We start from the raw sequence: 19,070 nt of genomic DNA on the forward strand, positions 1-19,070 counted from the left end.
GCGATTGCGGCGCCGGGCGGCACAGAATACTTCGTCATGCTTGATAAACCACCCGGCTCCTGCCCACCTATTTCGCCACCGGCATCGTGAACTCCGCGCCCTTGGCGATGCTGTCAGGCCAGCGCTGCATGATGCTCTTGTAGCGCGTGTAAAAGCGCACGCCTTCCTCGCCATAAGCATGGTGGTCGCCGAACAGCGAACGCTTCCAGCCGCCGAACGAATGCCACGCCATCGGCACCGGAATCGGCACATTGATGCCCACCATGCCCACCTTGATCTGGCGCGAGAACGCGCGCGCGACGCCGCCGTCCGAGGTGTAGCACGACACGCCGTTGGCGAACTCGTGCGCATTGATCAACTCGACGGCGCTCGCGAAATCGGGCACGCGCACGACCGAAAGCACCGGGCCAAAGATCTCTTCCTTGTAGATCGTCATATTGGTCTTCACATCGTCGAACAGCGTGCCACCGAGGAAGAAGCCGTCCTCATGGCCGTCCACCTTGTGGCCGCGCCCGTCCACCACGAGCCTCGCGCCCGCCGCCACGCCCGCCTCGATATAGCCCTGCACCTTCGCGCGATGCACGCCCGTGACAAGTGGGCCCATTTCCGAGGCGCCGTCCATGCCGCTGCCGATCTGCAGCGCCTTCACGCGCGGCGTGAGGCGCTCGACGAGTTCGTCCGCGATATGGCCCACGGCCACCGCCACCGAAATCGCCATGCAGCGCTCGCCGGCCGACCCGTATGCCGCGCCGATCAGGGCGTCGACGGCCTGGTCGAGATCGGCGTCCGGCATCACGACGAGGTGATTCTTCGCGCCGCCCAGCGCCTGCACGCGCTTGCCGTGCTTCGTGCCTTCCGTGTAGATGTACTCGGCGATCGGCGTCGAGCCGACGAACGACAGCGCCGTGACCTCGGGATGCACGAGCAGCGCGTCCACGGCCACCTTGTCGCCGTGCACGACGTTGAACACGCCGTCGGGCAAACCCGCTTCCTTGAGCAGTTCGGCAAGGCGCACGGAAGCCGAGGGATCGCGCTCCGAAGGCTTGAGCACGAACGTGTTGCCGCACGCGAGCGCGATGGGGAACATCCAGCACGGCACCATCATCGGGAAATTGAACGGCGTGATGCCCGCCACGACGCCAAGCGGCTGGCGCAGATTCCAGTTGTCGATGCCGCCGCCGATCTGGTCGGTAAAGTCAGTCTTCAGCAGGTTGGGAATGCCGCACGCGAATTCGACCACCTCGATGCCGCGCATCACCTCGCCCTTCGCATCTGAGAACACCTTGCCGTGTTCGCGCGTGATCAGTTCGGCGAGTTCGTCGTGATGCTGGTCGAGCAGATCCTTGAACTTGAAGAGAATGCGTGCGCGCTTGATGGGCGCCATCTCCGCCCACTCGGGAAACGCCGCGGCCGCGGCAGCGACGGCCGCGTCCACTTCGGCCACCGTGGCAAGCGGCACGCGCGCGCTCACCTTGCCAAACGCCGGATTGAATACGTTGCCGTAACGCTCGCTCGTGCCGTCCAGCGGCTTGCCGTTGACGAAGTGCGTGAGCGTACGCACGCCTGCATCGCTCTGATGTGTCTCGCCCATGTCTGTGCCTCTTCTGTCGTGAAGCCTCGATCCAGCTAGCGTAATCGGCAGGCCGGGGCGCGATCCAATGATTAATGCTCAACAGCGATATAAGGCGGTTTAATATCAGGATATGGACCTGACCTTGCTCCGAGCGTTCGTCACGGTCGCGCGCGAGGGCAACCTCACGCGCGCGGCCACCCACCTGCATCTCACGCAGCCGGCCGTGAGCCTGCAGATCAAGCATTTGCAGGAGGCCCTTGGCGTCGCGCTCTTCACGCGCACCTCGCACGGCCTCGCGCTCACGCGTGACGGCCAGGCACTGCTGCCGCATGCCGAACGTGCGCTCGCCGCCGCCGGCGACGTGCAGCGCGCCGCTGCCGCGCTGCGGCACGAGGTGCGCGGGCGCTTGCGCATCGGCACCATTCTCGATCCGGCGTTCCTGCGTCTGGGCGGCTTTCTGCGTCAACTCGTCGAAACCTGGCCGCAGATCGAAACGGCGCTGCGCCACGGCATGTCCGGCTGGGTGCTCGACCAGGTGCGCTCGCGCGAACTCGACGTCGGCTACTACATCGGCCAGCCCGCGCCCGACCCCGACATGTTCCATGTCATCACGCTCACACGCTTTCAGTACCGCGTGCTCGCGCCCGCGGGCTGGAAGGACCGCGTGAAGGACGCGCGGGACTGGCGCGCGCTCGCCGCGCTGCCGTGGATCTGGACGCCGCCCGCCTCCGCGCACAATCGCCTGCTCACCACGCTGTTCGAGGCCGCGAATGCGAAACCCGTGAAGGTGGCCGAGGTGGACCAGGAGCCGTCGATGCTCGATCTCGTGAAGTCGGGCGTGGGGCTCACACTCGCGCGCGATTCCACGGCTCTCGCCGAAGCGCACGCGCACGGGCTCACCATCGTCGAAGGCGTGGCGGTGCCCACGGAACTCACCTTTATCACGCTCGCCGCGCGACGCGACGAGCCGACCATTGCGGCGGCGCTCAAGTCGATCGAAACGCAATGGGCGATATGAGCCGCGCTCATGAAGATGCGCGTGCGCCGGTCATGTCCGACGCGAGCGCCGCACGAGCCGCGTAACAGCGCTGTCACACAAGTTTTGATAGATTGGGAATTCGCTCCGCGTTTTCGGCACGCCTGCCGGCGTGCTCACCCTGCGCGGCGCGTTTCCAGCCTCTCCGATCGTTCCGCTTGTTCCCCTTGTTCCCTTCGTTCGACAGGAGCCTTGCATGGCCCGCAACATCGAAATCAAAGCCCGCGCCCGTCAATTCGACGCCCTGCGCGAGCGCGCTTCCCAGCTCGCATCCGATGCGCCCCTGATCTTTCGCCAGCAGGACTTCTTCTACGATGTACCGCGCGGCCGCCTGAAGCTGCGCCAGTTCGACGACGGCACGCCGCCCGAGCTGATCTTTTATCAGCGCGACGATCGCGACGGCCCGAAGGCCTCGTACTACACGCGCAGCCCTGTGACCAATGCCGAGGCCATGCACTCGCTGCTCGCCACGGCGCTCACCACGCGCGGCATCGTCTCGAAGGAGCGCCACGTGTATCTGGCGGGCCGCACGCGCATCCATCTGGACCGCGTGGACGGCCTGGGCGACTTCGTCGAACTGGAAGTGGTGCTCGGCCCCGAGGACGACGAGCAAGGCGGCGAAGCCGAGGCGCACGCGGTGTTCGCGAAGCTCGGCGTGGACGAAAGCGATCTCGTCGCGGTGGCTTACGTCGATCTGCTCAATACGGCAAGTGCGGCCTGATCGGTTTAATCAGCAAACGGGCCCTTGCGGCCCTTATCCACCCTTTGCGGCCCTACGCTCACGCAGCCGGCGCGCCCGGCTCCAGATGACCCAGCGGCAGCGGCCCGTTGCGCTTGAACGTGGTGAGCACGATGTTCGAGCGCACGCTGTCCACGCCGGGCACGCGCATGAGCTTCTTCATGACGAAGGTCGAAAGCGCGTTCAGATCGGGCGCGACGATACGCAGCAAATAGTCGGCGTCACCCACCACGGCATGACATTCGAGCACTTCGGGCAGCACGTCGATCTGCTGCTGGAACTGCTCGATGATCGAATCCCCGTGATGCTTGAGCTTCAGGCTCGTGAACGCGGTCACGCCCAGCCCGAGCTTTTCGGGCCGCAGCACCACGCGATAGCCGTCGATCACCCCCGAGGCCTCGAGACGCTGCAGCCGCCTGCCGATCTGCGAGGGCGAGAGCGGCACCTGCTCGCCAAGCTGCTGGTGCGTAGCGCGGCCAAAGCGCTGCAGCACGTCGAGGAGCGCCAGATCGAAATGATCGAGTTCGAGCATGAATGAAATCCGCATTGATTGACTTGATAACGCTCGATTATTGCATATCAGAGACTAATCTCGTTCAATACGCGCACATGCCGCGCGCCATCCGCTCTAGACTTGCACAACAGCAAGCCTTTTTAGTGGAGCGTTACGAACATGGCCGCCGCCACCGCGAAACTGCAGGAGCAGTTCGACGCGGGTCTCACCACCCGTCCCGATTTCACGATAGACCAGCCGCTCGAGCGCTATGGTGCGGCCGATCACGCCGTATGGGACCAGCTCTACCGGCGTCAGCACGCGCTGCTCGAAGGCCGCGCCTGCGAGGCGTTCCTTGAAGGCGCCACGCGCATCGGCCTGAACGTTTCCCACGTTCCTTCCTTCGAGCAGGTGAGCGAGCGTCTGATGGCGGCAACCGGATGGCGCATCGTGGCGGTGCCGGGCCTCGTGCCGGATCGCATCTTCTTCGAGCACCTTGCGAACCGTCGCTTTCCCGTCACCTGGTGGATGCGCCGTCCCGATCAGCTCGACTATCTGCAGGAACCCGACTGTTTCCATGACCTGTTCGGCCATGTGCCGCTGCTCACCGACCCCACTTTCGCCGATGCGATTCACGCCTATGGCCGCGCGGCGCTTGCCGTCGAGGAGCGCGCGCTGCCGTTGCTCGCGCGGCTCTACTGGTACACGGTGGAGTTCGGTTTGATGCGCGACGCGAGCGCGCCAGACGGCGTGAAGATCTACGGCGCCGGCATCGTGTCGAGCAAGGGCGAGACGCTCTACAGCGTGGAAAGCGCGGCGCCGAACCGGCTGGCGTTCGACCTCGACCGCGTGCTGCGCACGCGCTATCGCATCGACACGTTCCAGAAAACCTACTTCGTGATCGACTCGCTCGCCCAGCTATTCGAAGCGCTGGGTGCGGGCATTGCGTCGCGCCTCGCCGACCCGGCGGCGCTCATCGCGTCGCAGCCTCACGCGGCGGGCGACGTGCTGCACAGCGACACGATCATCACGCGCGGCACGGGCGAAGGCTGGCTCGATGACGGCGATGTCTGAGCGCAAGGCGGCCGGGCAGCGCGACCAGTAGACGCAACTCCCAGCCAACGCCGACGCAAGATCGGACGCAATACGGGACGCAACTGCGCTTTGCGCCGCAACATGCGCACGTTCCTTGACCGGGCCGCTCGCACACGCGTCCCATTAGTGAAAAAATGGCTGATCGGCTAACGGCGCACGCCAGGCCCCAAGCTCAACACAGGTGCAACGATGATCAACCGACTCACATCCGAAGAGCGCGCATCGCAACTCGCCGACCTGCGCGGCTGGCAGGCCGTCGCCGGCCGCGACGCGATCCAGCGCCACTTCCGCTTCGCCGACTTCAATGAAGCATTCGGCTTCATGACGCGCGTGGCCATCAAGGCGCAGGAAATGAACCACCACCCCGAGTGGTTCAATGTGTACAACCGCGTCGAAATCACGCTCTCCACCCACGAAGCCGACGGCCTCACCTCACGCGACATCGAACTCGCGCGCTTCATCGACTCGATCGCGCCTGGACCGCTCAGCGCATAAGCAGCAGTACCAAGCATGGGTACGCTGTGCGCACGGCGAGTGCACACAACGCGCGCGCAGCGTGCCGTGAAAGCATAATGCAGGGTAGCGGGCCTTCAAACCTTCAGCTTTGAAGGCTATTCTTGATGGATACGTAAGACTCCCAGGCAGCGCGGGCAATCGGGTCTAAACGTTCCGGTGATATGGCGTTCTGACGCTGTACAATCAGCAGCGCATAAGGCTTGGAGAGCGCACTCGCCTCCTGGCACAACGCGAGTTCGTCGCCAATCGAAGGCGAGCGGTTGCGCCAGAAGTTGATCGCGGCTTCGAGTTCGGTGATCGAAATATCGGACATGTGGATCGTGATCGCGCAACCGTCGGGCTATGCCGTAATGTCAGCAAGCGACGCTTCGCGAACTGCGTGCCTGAACGCTAAAACCCATTGTACTTGAGCGAATCCCATGCGACTCCTTCTGATCGAAGACGACCGCCCTATCGCACGCGGTATCCAGTCCAGCCTCGAACAAGCCGGCTTCACGGTCGACATGGTCCACGACGGCATCTTCGCCGAACAGGCCCTCACGCAGAATCGCCATGAACTCGTGATCCTCGATCTCGGCCTGCCGGGCATCGACGGCATGACGCTGCTTTCGCGCTTTCGCCAAAGCAACCGGCACACGCCCGTTATCGTGCTCACCGCGCGCGACGAACTGAACGACCGCGTCCAGGGCCTGAATTCCGGCGCCGACGACTACATGCTCAAGCCGTTCGAGCCGGCCGAGCTCGAAGCGCGCATTCGCGCCGTGATGCGCCGCAGCGGCCCGCACGGCGACGTGCCGCGCCCCGAAGTGTCGCTCGGCGGCGTGCGCCTGTCGGGCGTCGATCGCCGCATCTTCAACGACGACAAGCCGCTCGAACTCTCGCCGCGCGAGTTCGCCGTGCTCGAAATGCTGCTGCTGCGTCACGGCCGCGTGGTGAGCAAGGCGCAACTGCAGGACCACCTCACGCACTTCGGCGGCGACCTCGGCGACACCGCGATCGAAGTCTACGTGCACCGCGTGCGCAAGAAGCTCGAGAACTGCCGCGTCGAAATCGTCACGGTGCGCGGCTTCGGCTATCTGCTGCAGGAAATCCGCCAGGCAGCCTGATTCGCCTCGCTTCCTGAGCCAGCCAACGGCGGCGGATCACTCCGCCGCCGTTTGCGCTTGATGGCCCGTCACTGGCACGTCAGTGGCACGCGAATGCCCCATCGATGGGACTTCAGCCGCCGCGCCCGCGGCCCGCGTACAATGGATCGGTCCCGTGCGGCGCACGCCGCCGCACCCACGATCCATCATTCGCCCCGAAGCCATCATGTCCTCACCTGCCGCAACGAGTCTGCGGCGCACGCTGCTAAGGCGCCTGGCCGCCCCGCTTTCGCTGCTCGCGCTGATGAGCGGCCTGATCGCCTATTGGCTCGCCTGGCAGTACACGCAGCACGTAGTGGACCGCTCGCTCGCCGACCTCGCCACGGCCATTTCCCGGCAGATCCAGATCGCCGGCGACGATGCCCCCAATACCGTCCCGCCGCTAGCGCAGGCGATGTTCTCCGACCCCGTCGAGCATCTCATCTATCGCATCAGCAACGGCGAAACGGAAATCGCGGGCGACCACGATCTGCCGCTGCAGGGCACTAACGTGCGCCGCATGCACTACGCGTACGTGTTCGAAACGATCTACAAAGGCGTGACCGTGCGCGTCGCCCAGGTGCGCGTGCCGCAAACACACGGTAATCCGATCGTCGTGGAAGTCGGTCAGCCTGTGCATCATCGCTTTCGCATCGCGGCCGAATTTCTCGTCGCGATCATGATGCCGTTGCTGCTGCTGCTGCTTGCCGGCTGGGTCATCGTGTGGCGCGTCGTCAACCAGCAGCTCAACCCGCTCACCGCGCTCGCCGACTCGCTGAACCGCCAGACGCACACGTCGCTCGAGCCCGTGGACGAGACCTATGTGCCCGTCGAGATCCGTCCGCTCACCGGCGCACTCAACGCGCTGCTCGGCCGCCTGAAGACCGCGCTCGACGCGCAGCGCAAATTCATCGCCGACGCGGCCCACCAGCTGCGCACGCCGCTCACCGCGGTGAAGCTGCATGCCGAGCAGGCCGTGAACGCGCGCGAGCCGCAAAAGGTCAGCGACGCCGTGCGCGAGTTGCGTGCGGCCGCCGATCGCGCGGTGCGTCTGTCCAATCAGCTGCTCTCGCTCGCGCGCGCGGAGCCGGGCGAGCAAGCTGCGCGTTTCGTCGATATCGACATGGCCGCGCTCGCGTTCGAGACCGGCGCCGAATGGGTGCCGCGCGCGCTGGCGAATCACGTCGACCTCGGTTTCCAGCGCCTCGACGACCCCGAGAACGACACGCCGTTGATGGTGCGCGGCAACCCCGTGCTGCTGCACGAGGTCATCGCGAATCTGCTCGACAACGCGCTCAAATATTTGCCGCCTGCGCGGCTGGAAGGCGGTCGCATCACCGTGACTGTTTCGCAGTCCTCCGTTGACGGCACGCCGATGGCCGAGATCGTCGTGGAAGACAACGGCAGCGGCGTGCCCGCTTTGCAACAAGCGGATCTCTTCAAGCGCTTCTTCCGAGGCGACGCTCAAAGCGAGAACGGCGTGGACGGCGGCGCGGGCCTCGGTCTTGCGATCGTTCACGACATCATGGCGCTGCATCGCGGCAGCGTGCATTACGAAGATGCACCGGAAGGCGGTGCGCGCTTCATCGTGCGCGTGCCGCTCGCGACTGTCCGAACGCCGGTACGCACGGACGCCAAAGACAAGCGGGACAGCAAGGAAGGCAGCGCCGCTGAAACCGTGCAGCGCGAGGCGGTCAAGTCAGACGAACCGCCGCGCGAGAAGAAACCGGCTCATCAGGCGAGCATCGATCTCTAACGCTGCGCCTGCCACGAAAACGACAAGGGCCGCTCTCATGCGGCCCTTGTGCTTCATGCGACGCGACGCGCGTTGCGCCGCTTACTTCTTCTTTTTGCCCTTGCCCTTCGAGGTTTTCGCGCCCTTCGCAGACTTGTCGTCGTCGGGCGGCGCGAGCATCGTGCCGCGGCATTTACGGGCGCCGCAACGGCATTCGTATTCGCGCTTGAGCTTCTTCGTCTGCTTTGCGTCGATCACGAGACCGTAGTCGTAGAAGAGTTCCTCGCCCTCTGCGATATCGCGCAGCGCGTGAATATAAACGTGTCCTTCGATTTCCTCGGCTTCGCAGTTCGGCGCGCACGAATGATTGATCCAGCGCGCGCTGTTGCCCTTCACCTTGCCGTCGATCACGTCGCCGTCGTCGAGCGCGAAATAGAACGTGTGATTCGGTTCGTCAGGATTATGCGGATGACGCCGCAGCGCTTCCTTCCAGGAGATGCGCTCGCCCTTGTATTCGATCAGTCGTTCGCCGGTCGCAATGGGGACCGCCGCAAACACGCCCTTGCCGTGCACGCCCGACTGGCGCACGACGATCCTGCGTTCACTCATTGAATGAATCCTTGTGAAGTACTGGGGGAGACTGTCCCGGTCATGACAGGCGGCTTGGAACACATCCTCGCGCGCGCCGCCTGCGGCTCTCTCATGAAGCCGTGCCCGACGGTCTGCCTGGCCTTGCATCGGCCCTTGCATCAAACTTCGCGTCCTGCCTCGCCGCGGTCCGTACGCAAACGCGGCGCCGATTGGGCGCCGCGCTCATGCGACGCCCGGCGCGCCACAGACGGCATCGTACACGCTCGCGCCTCTTTCGTTCAACCCATATGCGCCGTGAGACAAGCGCCGCGCGCAGCGTATCAGCGCTGGCCGAGCGTTGTCTCGCCGAACAGCTTCTTCAACTCGCGCGGCTGCGAGCGCCAGTATTGCGGCGGCGCGTTCACGCTCGCTCCGAGTTGTGCCGCGGCGTGCCACGGCCAGCGCGGATCGTAGAGCATCGCGCGCGCCATCGCGATCATGTCGGCTTCGCCGTCTTCGACGATCTGGTTGGCCTGCAAGGCGTCGGTGATGAGGCCCACCGCAATCGTCGTCATGCCGGTTTCGGCCTTCACCTTGCGTGCGAACGGCACTTGATAGCCAGGTTCGAGCGGAATCTTTTGCAGCGGTGACACACCGCCCGACGACACGTCGATCCAGTCCGCGCCGCGTGCCTTGAGCGCTTGCGCGAAGACGACCGTGTCCTCGGGCGTCCAGCCGCCTTCAACCCAGTCCGTTGCCGAAACGCGCACGCCGATCGGGCGATTGGCGGGAAATTCGGCGCGCACGGCGTCGAACACTTCGAGCGGAAAACGCATGCGGTTCTCGCGCGAGCCGCCGTACTCGTCGCTGCGCTGGTTCGCGATCGGCGAGAGGAACTGGTGCAGCAAATAGCCGTGCGCCGCGTGTACCTCGAGCGCGTCGATACCAAGACGCGCAGCGCGGCGCGCCGTGGCCACGAACGCATCGCGCACGCGATTCAGACCCGCGACGTCGAGTGCGAGCGGCGGCGCCTCGCCCTCCTTGTGCGCGAGCGCCGAAGGCGCGTGCGGCAGCCACCCGCCTTCGGCAACCGGAATCAGTTGGCCGCCCTCCCAGGGCACATGGCTCGACGCCTTGCGCCCCGCGTGCGAGATCTGCATGGCGATGCGGATCGGCGAATGGCGGCGGATAGCGGCGATAACGGGCTCGAGCGCGGCTTCGGTCACGTCATCCCAGAGGCCGAGATCGCCCGGCGTGATACGGCCGTCGGGTTCGACGGACGTCGCTTCGATGCAAAGCATCGCGGCGCCCGACAACGCCAGGTGGCCGAGATGGATCATGTGCCAGTCGTTGGCCTCGCCACGCTCGGCGGAGTACTGGCACATCGGTGAAACGACGATGCGATTGGCGAGCGTCACGCCACGCAGTTCGAGCGGAGTGAAGAGCTTGCTCATGGGAGGTCCACGGACGAATGGCAGAAGCGTCCGAGAATAGCACGCGCTTTTTTCGCGCGTTCGACAGGAAACACAGCGTGCGCGACGTGCGCCCGCGCGAGAAGGATCAGGTCGGGTTCAAGGTTGGCGCGCGGCCATGCGGGCGTCTACGGCATCCAGCCATTCGCCGAACATGCGGCTCGCCTGCGCTTCGAGCGTCGGCCCGTGGCGCGCCGTGTCATCGCGCAGCGCGTTCACGTCCACGCCCGCGGTGGCGATTTCGGCCGCGTTTCCGATCAGCCAGGGCTCGAAGCGGTCGGCGCGCACTTCGGGATGGCATTGCAGCCCGAGCACATGGTTGCCCCACGAAAACGCCTGGTTCTCGCACAGCGGCGTGGAAGCGAGACGCGTCGCGCCCTGCGGGAGATCGAAGGTATCGCCATGCCAATGCAGCATGGAGGTGAGCGCGCCGTCGAGGTGCTGCAGCGGCGAGGCGCGGCCCGCGTCGGTGAGCGTGAGCGGCGTCCAGCCGATTTCGGGCTGCGGCCCGGCATACACGCGCGCACCGAGCACGCGAGCAATGAGTTGCGCGCCGAGGCAGATGCCGAGCGTGGGCAGACCGGCCGCGACGCGCTTTTCGATCATCGCGGCAAGGGGACCGAGGGTGGGATAGCGTGCGTCGTCGCACGCATTGATCGGGCCGCCGAGCACGACCATGAGCGACGCCGACAAGGGATTGAGCGCGCCAACGCGGGCGAAGCCGACGTCGACGTAGCGCACGGGGCGTCCACGGTCGCCGAGCACGCGCTCGAAGCTGCCGAGGTCCTCGAAATAGACATGGCGCACAGCCAATACTTCGCGATTCATCGGCAGATTCCCGGGTCGGCTGTGGACGGCTTGCACGTTAGCGCTTATGTACGGCGCGTGTGAACGTTTGCGCCTGCGGTCGTGACAAAAACGTGTGGCAAATACTTGCGAGAACTACACAAATTACCACGCACACAATACCGGCACGCAATCGACATTGCGGCGCTTTGCATTACCGTAAATTACATGTATGACGCGCGCAGGCGTTAACGCGCGCCGCCCGCTTTGGGGCGGCGGCGCAGCTTTCGCCTTAAACCGCGAAGATCTTCCAGTTTTTCTTCTGGGTCGTCACGTCGGCCTGGTCGTAGACCGAGCAATCGAGACGCAGATCGGTATCAGCCATATCGATGTTCAGAAGCTGGCAGTGATGCGGCGTCTTCTTCGGGTTCTTGCTCGGCTCGAAATGCGAGCAGGTCAGGCACATGCGGTGTTGCGGGCTGGTTTCCTGCGCTTCGAGCAGATAAACCGTCTTCAGCAGCGTGCGATAAAGCGTGGACTGTTCGTCCGCCTTCAGCGTGCCGACCGCCTTCGAGAGGAAGTCAGGCCACTGCGAGGCCTTCTTCGCCGCCGTGCGGCCGCGCGAGGTCAGACGCACCGCGAGTGCGCGGCCGTCGTCGAGCGCGCGACGCTTTTCGACAAGCCCCTTGGTTTCGAGCGTGCTCACCGCATCGCTCGTGGTAGCGGCCGTGAGGGCCGTTTCACGTGCGATCTCGCCGAGGCGCATCGGCCCCTTACGCTGCATCAGCAGCACGAGAATTTCGCCCTGGGTAGGCGTGAGTCCTGCCCCTTCGGCCCAGTCCCACGCCTGGCTCCGCATAGCCGTGCTAAGTCGCAGCAGGCTATGGGTCACCCGCCCGGCTGCCTGCTCTCCGTATACGCCTTCGCTCATAGTCTTTCGCTGGTTATTTGGCAGCTTGCGCTGCATCGTCAGCCGCCGCTTTGACCGACGGCCTGTGGGAACGCTGGCGCCCGGTTCCCGAGCGCCGCACCATCTCAAAAAAACCTGCTACGCGCACGCCAAGGTGTACGTAGCACTGTCATTTTTCTTGCCGCAGACCCCGAAAACATCCTTCAAGTTCCGATGCCAGTGCAGCAAACCGACATTCTATGCGAGAGCGGCAAATCGCACAGCTAACTTATCCAACGCGAATTGTGGATAACCCGTTGATAAGCACGCTATTGCTATGTGCACAGGTTCTTGACCGCTCGCAATCGTCGCTGCATGACCCATGCAGGTTATCGCGGATTTCTGTCTCAAACGCAACAGGAATCTGCCCGATTGTGGCTAACCAATCATTACGTAGTCCATTGAGTTTGCAGGGAAATCGAAGGTTACCCACAGCGGTGTGGGGCCATTTGTCCATGAATATGGACCATGTCGGGACCCAGGTCAAAAAAATAAGAACCCCCAGGTACCTTGAAGCCGGCAAAAAAAATTTTCTCCACCTCGAAAAAAGTGGCGCGCGGAACCAACGCGACCCGTTTTTGGCGTGCTTATCGGCCGGTTTTTGTCCGCTCCCCTTACCTCGCTTTTTACCCGCTTCTTACCCGCGTCTTACCTGCTTCTCACCTGTTTCCCAGCCCCGAAAGCACGAAGGGCAGCCCGAAAGCTGCCCTTGCATCCTGCTTTGCCTGCGCGGAGCGCTTCTGGCACCCCGCGAAAATCGGTCAGTGGTCCTGTGCGTCCGCCGGCTCCCCTTTTTTGATTCCGGTCAGGCGCGCCAGCGCAGGCACTGTTGCCGGACGGCTTCGTGCAGCGACTTTTCCTCGGCCACCACGCTACGCAGCCAGGTGGCGTCGTTGTTCTGCGCGCGGGCGATCGTGCCGATTTCGGTGAGCGCGCGCGTCGAGCCGAGCGCCTCGCCATGCGGCGCGATCCGGTCCAGCGTTTCGAGAATGTCTTCGGAAATCGTGCGCCGCTCGCCCGTCTGCGGATTCACGCAGGTGCCCGCGAGACCAAAACGGCATGCCTGGAAGCGGTTGAACGTGTACACGAGATAGTCGTCCTCGAGCGGCGCGATCGGCCGGTCGGTGAGCAAATGGCGTGCGAGCGTCTGGATGTAGCAGGCGATCGCGGCGGCGCGCTCCACCGAAAGCGGCGTGTCCATCACGCGCACCTCGATCGTGCCGAAACCGGGTTTCGGGCGGATGTCCCAGTAAAAGTCTTTCATGCTGTTGACAACGCCCGTGTGCACCATTTTCGAGAAGTACTCCTTGAACTCCTCCCAGCTCAGCACGAACGGCGCGCGGCCCGACAGCGGAAACGCGAACACGGAATTCAGTCGTGCCGAATGAAATCCGGTGTCCACGCCCTGCACGTAGGGCGACGACGCCGAGAGCGCGATGAAATGCGGAATGAAGCGCGAAAGGGAGTGCAGCAGGAAAAGCGCGCTGTCCGCGTCCGGGCAGCCGATATGCACGTGCTGGCCGAACACCGTGAACTGCTTCGCGAGGTAGCCGTACAACTCGGAAAGATACTGAAAGCGCGGGGTATCGACGATGCGCCGGTCGCTCCATTGCTGGAAGGCGTGTGTGCCGCCGCCGCACAGACCAACATTGAGACGATCGGCCGCGGTGACGAGCACGTCGCGAATCTTGCGCAGATCGGCCACGGCCTGCTCGTGATTCGTGCAGATCCCGGTGGAAAGCTCAATCATGCTTTCGGTGATTTCGGGCGTGATGTTGCCCGGAATCTCCTGATCTTTGACGAGGCGCATGAGGTCGCTACCCGCCTTGGTCAGATCGTAGTCATGCGTGTTGACGATCTGCATTTCGAGTTCGATGCCGAACGTGAACGGCTTCGAATCGACAAATGTTTCGAGTGACATGGCGTCCCCTATCAGGGCGTCGCGCGCAAGCCGCCGGCCGCGCGCGACGCGAGTTTCATGCTTCGCCGCGTTCGCCGACGAGGGCAAGCGCGCGATAGACCAGCCAGGGTCCGAAAAGCTGCAGCACGACGATCGAGCAAAGAATGATCGCGCGCAGGCGCGGATCGAACGTCGGATAAAGCTCGTAGGTGTCCTCGACGAGCAGCAGCGCGAGCGCCGACATTGGCGTCAAGGCAATGCCGAGCGCGATACCCTGCTTCCAGTGCAGCCCGCTCGGTTTGGCGAACATCAGCACGCCGACGAGCTTGGCCACGAGGCGCGCGACGATCAGCCCCGCCGCGGCCGCGCCGCCCACGAGAATGTCGTGCCACTCGAAGGTCGTGAGCGTGAGCACGAACAGAATCACCGTCAGCAGCCATCCGGCCGTGCCGAAATGCTGCGGCCACAGTTGCGGGCGCGGCTCCAGATTCTTCACGATGATGCCGGCGGCAAGCAGGCTCAGGATCGTCGAAAGCTTGAGCAGGTGCGCCATGGCGATCGCCAGCAGCACGAGACCGAAGAGCGCGACAAACGAGTGCTCGTCCTGCGGACTCAACCGCCGGTAAAACAGCGTGCACGCACGGGCGAGCACGAACGCGAGAACCAGCGAGCCGATCAGCAGATAGAGCGGCTGGAGGATCGTCGCGAACACGTTGCCGTAGATTTCCTGGTGCAGCCAGCTTGACGCGAGCTTTTCCACGATCACCGCATACATGCTGTTGAGCGCCGTGAGCGTGAGCAAGCGCTGCGTGACCTGGCCTTCCGCCCGCAACTCGGTCTTGAGCTGGATCACCATGCCAGGCGACGTCGCCATGGAGATCGCGGCCACGACGAGCGCGATCATCGTCGGCACGGAAAGGAACAGCAGCACTCCAAGCACGAGCACGAAGGTCAGCGAGGCCTCGGCGAGACTCGAAAGGATGAGCCAGGGGTTGCGGCGAATCCAGCGCAAGTCGAGCCGGCTGCCCAGTTCGAACAGCAGGAGACCGAGTGCAACGTCGAGCAGCGGCCTCGCGGACGTACCGACATTGGCGTCGACCACGCCAAACCCGGCCGACCCGGCAATGAGCCCGATCACCCCATAGCCCGAGATCCGCGGCAAGCGCCACGCCCGATAGCAAAGCTCGCCGCACAAACCGGCGGCGAGCAGCGCGAGCCCGGCCCAGAAAATACCGTCGAGCGGCAACGGCCAGGCGGGAAAAAACGAAAACGCCGACTTCATCGTGGTGGCTTCTCCTTGGCAACGACATCTTGCGTGGGAACGAATCCGGCTGTCCGACGTTAGATCGACATGCGGCTGACATTCCGGCAGACCGCAGGCAAACCGCGTGCCGCACGAGGCGAACGACACCTCTACTCGCCGTCTGGTGCGTGCCTGCTCTGCGCCTCGCGCGGTTCGCGCCCGCCGATGCAGCCGGCAGGGTCAACGATCTGACGACATGGCGAACTGGCGCGAATTAGCGCTTCCTGCGGCGAGTGCGGGCAAACAGTGCGGCAAACGCGATGGCAAACGCAATGGCGAACGCTACGGCAAAGCAGTGCGCCGGCACATAACGGTGCGGCGAACAGCCGGTACGGGCGCCTTGCGTGTGGTGTGGCTGCGCCCGCGTTGGATGAACGAACGCTGCCGTCTTCCCTGAGCACTCAGATTCAGGATGAGGGGCAACCGTTCCTTGGAAGCGTCAACCGTCTGATGCGGCATGTGACGCGGAAAGAACGGCGATTGTGCCATAGCTTTTTTGCAATTGTCCCCCGCTCTCCGAAAGCATCGACAAAGACGGTAATAGCGTCCGTATTGTGCGCTTTTAGCGGCGTATGCGGAAAAAATGACCGCGTCGGCAGGCGGCATTCGTCGGGGGTTTCACGCTCTGGTTGGGTCGTGCTTGCCGGTAGCGGTGGCGTTAGCTTCGGGTTTACGGTTTACCGTATGTATACGTAGTAGAAGTTAACAAGGGCCTGGGTTTCCTGTGGATAACCCAGGTTTACCGAAAGGAATCCGTGAGTTGGCGCTCGCACAACCGCGCGCAAAGTGTGTGCGGTCCGCGAGCGCTTCGAAGAACAACTTTTTGGCCTGGAACGGGACGTGCCGAGTTACCCCGTTTACGTCCACACCGGTTCCACACTCCATTCGCCGGCAATTCGCGCGGTTATCCACAGATTCGCGTGGATAACGTGGGCCCCCTTTTCCACCCTGTTCCGTGCGGCGCGCTCAAAGACTGCGCTGGCGCAAGGCACGCTGGAGAAAGCGCGCCGGATCCAGCTGGTCGGCAAGTTCGCGCTCCAGTGGCCACGGCTCGCCTTCGAGCTGCGACGCGATCAGCTCCGCTCCCAGCCCCGCCCACACGAGTCCGCGCGAGCCGAACGCGTACGCGCCATAAAGGCCGCTTGCGCGCGGCAGGTCGAGCGGCCACGCGCCGGCCAGACGCTGCGCGTCGCGGCGGGCGGCTTCTTCGTCGGCGAGCGGGCCGAGCATCGGCATGCGGTCGCTGGTCACGCAGCGAAACGCCACGCGGCCGGCGAAATCGCGCTCGCCTTGTGCAGCCGCAAGCTCCGGGAGCATGTGCGCGACGCGTTCGATATTCTCGACGTGGCCGGCGGCGCGCAGCGCGTCGTCGGCGTCGTCGACTTCGTACGTGGCGCCGGCGAGCGTCACGCCGCCGTCGAGCGGCACCGCATAGCCTTCGCCGATCACGGGCACGCGCAGGTTCGCGAGCGGGCTGGGGTCGACGAGCGTGAGCTGGCCACGCACGATGCGCGTGGGCGCATAGGCGAGCGCCGCGGCCCGCGAGGCATCCTGAGCGTTGGCGAAGATCACCGCGGCCGCCTGGGCGACGAGCCGTCCGGTGTCGTCGAACACCTGCCATTCGTCGGATTCTCGATCGCCTGCGCGAGCGATGTGACCGATACGCACACCGAAACGTGTTTCGACCTGGGCGCCTGGCAACGCGGCGGCGAAAGCGCATTGCGCGCGGCAAAGCGATGCCGGATCGATCGCGCCGCCTTGCGGATAGAACCACCCGCCCTGATTGAGCGCGACGCCGGCCAACGCCTGCGCTTGCTCGCGCGTGACGGCCCTCACGTATTCTTCGGGATAGCCGAACGAATCCAGGGCGGCGGCGACGGCGCGCGATTCGTCGTCGGTGGCGAGGTGGAGCAAGCCGGCGTGCGAGCGCAGCGGCGCATGGCCAGCGGCTTCGAGCGCGGCCCAGCGTTGCAGCGCGTAGAGAAACCCCGCGCGCGTGATGCGTGACGCGCTGCTGTCGTCACGGGAAATCAGCGGATGAAACACGCCGGCCGGATTGCCCGATGCTTCGAGCGCGGGCGCGGCGTTGCGTTCGATGAGCGTCACGCGCCAGCCGCGCACGGCCAGCCGCTCGACGAGCGCGCAGCCGGCGAGTCCCGCTCCCACGACAACGGCGTGCCGCTCGCGCAGCGCAAGCGGCAGCGGCGGCTCATAGCGGCGCACGCGCCAGCGCGGCGCGAAGCGCCCGACCAGCATCGCCCACTTGCCGTTGAAGCCTGGCACCTTGCGGTATTCGAAGCCGCTTTGCTCGAGCGCGCGCTTCACCTCCCCGGAACTGCTCCACGTCGCGAAGGTGGCGTCCTCGCCGGCAATGCGTGCAAGCGCCTTGAAAATGGCGGGAGACCAGAGCTCGGGATTCTTCGAAGGGGCGAAGCCGTCGAGGTAGATCGCATCGGCGCGCATCCACATTTTGGGAAATACCTCGAGCGCATCGCCGAAAACGAGCGTGAGCGTGACGCGTCCGCCGTCGAATTCCAGGCGGTGCGTGCCGGGCACGAGCATCGGCCAGGCGTTCACGAGTTCGCGCGCGAGCGGCGCTTCGCGTGCGTGCGCAACGACTGCGTCGAGTGCGCGTTGCAGGTCGTTGCGCGCGAACGGATGTTTTTCCACCGAGACGAAATGCAGGCGTTCGCAGCGCGCCGGATCGTCGCGCCATGCCGCCCACGTGGCGAGAAAGTTCACGCCCATGCCGAAGCCGGTTTCGACCACGGTGAAGATCCGCCGGTTTTGCCAGCGCTGTGGCAACGCGTTGCCGTTCAGAAAGACGGCTTGGGCCTGCGCGAATGCGCCTCCGGTGCTGTGATAGATGTCGCCATAGACAGGCGAAAACGGCATGCCGTCTTCCCGAAAAACGAGCGTGGCGGGTGTCAGGGTGGCGGTCATGAGGAACGCGAAGCCAGAGATGAGGAAGAAACGAGAACGGAGCGAGGCTGGAAAAAGCGTGTGGCGAAGCCTGGTCGCATCGCCGCAAACGCTTGCCAGGCAGGCGTTTGCGCGCATGCTGCGTTGGCGCGGCGCAACGCGTGCGCCGGCAAAAACGCCGCAGCCGGAGGGATTTGCGGGGGTGGATACCCTTAAAACGTCTGCAAGCCCCAAAAAACCGGCATATCCTGCGCGAAATCTTCGAAACCCTTGTCGTTATTGGGTTTGCGCTGCGCTATCATAGCAAGCGCCGCCCAGGGAAGCGGCAGCACGGACGTTGCGGCAGCAGACACACGCTAGCCGCCGCAACGCGAAAACGCCGGGGTGCTCCGGGTCCGTCGCTGCTCGACGGCGCGGCACGCGTCCGTATAATCGGCGCGTTCGCGCTGTTCGTGTCAACCTAAACACAGAAAGGAACTTCTCAATGAATAAACAGGAACTGATCGACGCCGTCGCAGCACAGACGGGCGCTAGCAAGGCACAAACCGGCGAGACGCTGGACACGCTCCTCGAAGTGGTCAAGAAGGCTGTGTCGAAGGGTGACGCGGTCCAGCTGATCGGCTTCGGCAGCTTCGGTTCGGGCAAGCGCGCAGCCCGTACGGGCCGTAACCCGAAGACCGGCGAAACCATCAAGATTCCCGCAGCCAAGACCGTCAAGTTCACGGCTGGCAAGGCGTTCAAGGACGCCGTCAACAAGCGCTAAGGTATTGCCGCTTTAAGTTGACACCCGCCCCTGGCGGGTTTTTTTTCGCCTGCGCGGTTCACGCGGCGCGGGCGAAAAAGCAAACGGCGCCGCA

16 protein-coding genes and 1 pseudogene are annotated in these 19,070 nt (G+C 64.4%); 7 read left to right on the forward strand and 10 right to left on the reverse strand.

Annotation, left to right across the window (positions count from 1 at the left end; all coding sequences use genetic code 11):
• Positions 1-67: 67 nt before the first annotated feature.
• Positions 68-1,591: a CoA-acylating methylmalonate-semialdehyde dehydrogenase gene (locus U5A65_RS15405; RefSeq protein ID WP_321934486.1), complete on the reverse strand. Its 1,524-nt coding sequence runs from the start codon at positions 1,589-1,591 to the stop codon at positions 68-70.
• A gap of 112 nt (positions 1,592-1,703) precedes the next feature.
• Here U5A65_RS15405 and U5A65_RS15410 point away from each other — a divergent pair, with 112 nt between their 5' ends.
• Both U5A65_RS15410 and U5A65_RS15415 read left to right on the forward strand, forming a co-directional pair.
• A complete protein-coding gene (locus tag U5A65_RS15410; RefSeq protein ID WP_321934485.1) occupies positions 1,704-2,591 on the forward strand; it encodes a LysR family transcriptional regulator in 888 nt (295 codons plus the stop codon).
• 214 nt (positions 2,592-2,805) lie between these two features.
• Complete coding sequence (locus U5A65_RS15415; RefSeq protein ID WP_201698411.1) at positions 2,806-3,330, forward strand: class IV adenylate cyclase; 525 nt, start codon at positions 2,806-2,808, stop codon at positions 3,328-3,330.
• Positions 3,331-3,388: 58 nt separating this feature from the next.
• On the opposite strand, the gene U5A65_RS15420 is transcribed toward U5A65_RS15415, so the two are convergent.
• Positions 3,389-3,880, reverse strand: a complete 492-nt coding sequence (locus U5A65_RS15420; RefSeq protein ID WP_028203286.1) for an Lrp/AsnC family transcriptional regulator — start codon at positions 3,878-3,880, stop codon at positions 3,389-3,391.
• Positions 3,881-4,021: 141 nt separating this feature from the next.
• On the opposite strand from U5A65_RS15420, the gene phhA reads away from it, so the two are divergent.
• Both phhA and U5A65_RS15430 read left to right on the forward strand, forming a co-directional pair.
• Positions 4,022-4,915 carry a phenylalanine 4-monooxygenase gene (gene phhA, locus U5A65_RS15425; RefSeq protein ID WP_321946754.1) on the forward strand — a complete coding sequence of 298 codons (894 nt, stop codon included), beginning with the start codon at positions 4,022-4,024 and terminating at the stop codon, positions 4,913-4,915.
• A gap of 201 nt (positions 4,916-5,116) precedes the next feature.
• Positions 5,117-5,431 (forward strand): annotated as a pseudogene (locus U5A65_RS15430) (4a-hydroxytetrahydrobiopterin dehydratase); the annotation flags it as partial.
• Between the two features lie 103 nt (positions 5,432-5,534).
• Here U5A65_RS15430 and U5A65_RS15435 read toward each other — a convergent pair.
• The gene (locus U5A65_RS15435) at positions 5,535-5,765 is read right to left on the reverse strand and encodes a DUF3717 domain-containing protein (protein WP_028203283.1); all 231 of its coding nucleotides are present in this window, start codon (positions 5,763-5,765) and stop codon (positions 5,535-5,537) included.
• Positions 5,766-5,871: 106 nt separating this feature from the next.
• Here U5A65_RS15435 and U5A65_RS15440 point away from each other — a divergent pair, with 106 nt between their 5' ends.
• Both U5A65_RS15440 and U5A65_RS15445 read left to right on the forward strand, forming a co-directional pair.
• Positions 5,872-6,558 (forward strand): response regulator transcription factor, encoded by a 687-nt coding sequence (locus U5A65_RS15440; protein ID WP_027815974.1) that lies wholly within the window; start codon positions 5,872-5,874, stop codon positions 6,556-6,558.
• Positions 6,559-6,763: 205 nt separating this feature from the next.
• The gene (locus tag U5A65_RS15445; protein WP_321907208.1) at positions 6,764-8,332 is read left to right on the forward strand and encodes a sensor histidine kinase; all 1,569 of its coding nucleotides are present in this window, start codon (positions 6,764-6,766) and stop codon (positions 8,330-8,332) included.
• Positions 8,333-8,413: 81 nt separating this feature from the next.
• On the opposite strand, the gene U5A65_RS15450 is transcribed toward U5A65_RS15445, so the two are convergent.
• The 7 genes from U5A65_RS15450 to mnmC form a co-directional block, all read right to left on the reverse strand.
• Complete coding sequence (locus U5A65_RS15450; RefSeq protein WP_321946755.1) at positions 8,414-8,920, reverse strand: SET domain-containing protein; 507 nt, start codon at positions 8,918-8,920, stop codon at positions 8,414-8,416.
• A gap of 302 nt (positions 8,921-9,222) precedes the next feature.
• Positions 9,223-10,335 carry an NADH:flavin oxidoreductase/NADH oxidase gene (locus tag U5A65_RS15455; RefSeq protein WP_321946756.1) on the reverse strand — a complete coding sequence of 371 codons (1,113 nt, stop codon included), beginning with the start codon at positions 10,333-10,335 and terminating at the stop codon, positions 9,223-9,225.
• 117 nt (positions 10,336-10,452) lie between these two features.
• Positions 10,453-11,181, reverse strand: a complete 729-nt coding sequence (locus U5A65_RS15460) for a glutamine amidotransferase (RefSeq protein ID WP_321946757.1) — start codon at positions 11,179-11,181, stop codon at positions 10,453-10,455.
• A gap of 250 nt (positions 11,182-11,431) precedes the next feature.
• Positions 11,432-12,070 carry a MarR family winged helix-turn-helix transcriptional regulator gene (locus U5A65_RS15465; RefSeq protein ID WP_321946758.1) on the reverse strand — a complete coding sequence of 213 codons (639 nt, stop codon included), beginning with the start codon at positions 12,068-12,070 and terminating at the stop codon, positions 11,432-11,434.
• Positions 12,071-12,893: 823 nt separating this feature from the next.
• Positions 12,894-14,009 (reverse strand): YbdK family carboxylate-amine ligase, encoded by a 1,116-nt coding sequence (locus tag U5A65_RS15470; RefSeq protein WP_321946759.1) that lies wholly within the window; start codon positions 14,007-14,009, stop codon positions 12,894-12,896.
• A gap of 55 nt (positions 14,010-14,064) precedes the next feature.
• Complete coding sequence (locus U5A65_RS15475) at positions 14,065-15,270, reverse strand: cation:proton antiporter (RefSeq protein ID WP_321907219.1); 1,206 nt, start codon at positions 15,268-15,270, stop codon at positions 14,065-14,067.
• 987 nt (positions 15,271-16,257) lie between these two features.
• On the reverse strand, positions 16,258-18,234 hold the full coding sequence (gene mnmC, locus U5A65_RS15480; protein WP_321946760.1) for a bifunctional tRNA (5-methylaminomethyl-2-thiouridine)(34)-methyltransferase MnmD/FAD-dependent 5-carboxymethylaminomethyl-2-thiouridine(34) oxidoreductase MnmC: 1,977 nt from the start codon (positions 18,232-18,234) through the stop codon (positions 16,258-16,260).
• 463 nt (positions 18,235-18,697) lie between these two features.
• On the opposite strand from mnmC, the gene U5A65_RS15485 reads away from it, so the two are divergent.
• Positions 18,698-18,976, forward strand: a complete 279-nt coding sequence (locus U5A65_RS15485; protein WP_027815965.1) for an HU family DNA-binding protein — start codon at positions 18,698-18,700, stop codon at positions 18,974-18,976.
• Positions 18,977-19,070 lie beyond the last annotated feature (94 nt).

Origin of the sequence: Paraburkholderia sp. J10-1 (genome assembly GCF_905220165.1) — a bacterium.
In the GTDB taxonomy this organism is placed as follows: Bacteria; Pseudomonadota; Gammaproteobacteria; order Burkholderiales; family Burkholderiaceae; genus Paraburkholderia.